Below are 1,180 nucleotides of genomic sequence, written 5' to 3' on the forward strand. Positions count from 1 at the left end.
CGTTCGGCGTTTCCAGCAGGGCCGGTGGCGCGGCGCCGACGAGCGGCGGCTGCGGAAGAGCTGGCCATGACGAACCTCCTGTCGTCGTGTGACGGCACGCCCCGACAGGAGGTGCCGTATGTGCCTATCGTGCGGTATGCCACTGACAATCCGGCCTGACCTGCGCTTTTTATTCGATCGTAGGTTCGGAAACGGCTGGGCGTTCGACGGTGTCCGCGCGGCGACGGCAGCCCTGTGACAATCAGGGCCATGGAAAGCAGCAGGACGGTGGACAGCGGCGGCGGCCGGCGACAGGCGACCCGGCAGAAGCTCTACGAGGCGGCGGTGACCCTCATCGCCGAGCAGGGCTTCTCGGCCACCACCGTGGACGAGATCGCCGAGCGTGCCGGGGTGGCGAAGGGCACGGTCTACTACAACTTCGCGAGCAAGTCCGTCCTCTTCGAGGAGTTGCTCCGGCACGGGGTGGGACTGCTCACCGCCGCACTGCGGGAGGCGGTGGAGCAGACCGACCAGGAGGGCGGCAGCAGGGTCGACGCGCTGGACGCGATGATCCGGGCGGGCCTCGTCTTCATCGGCCGCTACCCGGCCTTCACCCAGCTGTACGTGGCGGAGCTGTGGCGCACCAACCGGGCCTGGCAGTCCACGCTGGCGGTGGTCAGGCAGCAGGCCGTCGCGGTCGTCGAGGACGTCCTGCGTGAGGGCATCGCGAACGGCGAGCTGAGCGACGAGATCGACACCCCGCTGACAGCGGCGGCGCTGGTCGGCATGGTGCTGGTGGCGGCCCTGGACCGGCAGGCGTTCCAGCCGCAGCGCTCCCTGGACGACGTCCACGCGGCGCTGTCGCTGCTGCTCCAGGGGAAGGTCGGCGGGGAGCGTCTCGGGCACGCCGGACACGCCGGGCACGTCGGACACGTCGGACACAAGTGAGCGCCGGTCCGACGTGGCCGCGTCCCCCGCGGGCCACGCCGTACCGGCGCCCCTCTTGAACTCCCCCGTACGTTCCCCCGTACGTCCCCCGTGATCCCCGACGGTCCCCCCGTTCCGGTCCCCTTCGGGTCCACCGTGCCTCACTCCCGCCGGGTCTCGGCGGAAGGAGCGGTAGGGAGCACGGCACCGTTCCGCCGCCCCGCGTCGGCGGTGCCGGAGCCGCGCCCCTTTCCGTGCCTCCACTCTGCCGTTC

At 71.2% G+C, this 1,180-nt stretch carries 1 protein-coding gene; it reads left to right on the forward strand.

From position 1 onward, the window contains the following. The first annotated feature begins 249 nt into the window (after window positions 1–249). Window positions 250–927: a TetR/AcrR family transcriptional regulator gene (locus tag AOK01_RS38590; RefSeq protein ID WP_055520093.1), complete on the forward strand. Its 678-nt coding sequence runs from the start codon at window positions 250–252 to the stop codon at window positions 925–927. Window positions 928–1,180 lie beyond the last annotated feature (253 nt).

The organism is Streptomyces aurantiacus (assembly GCF_001418335.1).
Lineage (GTDB): Bacteria > Actinomycetota > Actinomycetes > Streptomycetales > Streptomycetaceae > Streptomyces > Streptomyces aurantiacus.

Bases quoted from the DNA above. Each gene is read 5' to 3' on its own strand.
- AOK01_RS38590 (WP_055520093.1), top strand. From the start codon at position 250: ATGGAAAGCAGCAGGACGGTGGACAGCGGCGGCGGCCGGCGACAGGCG.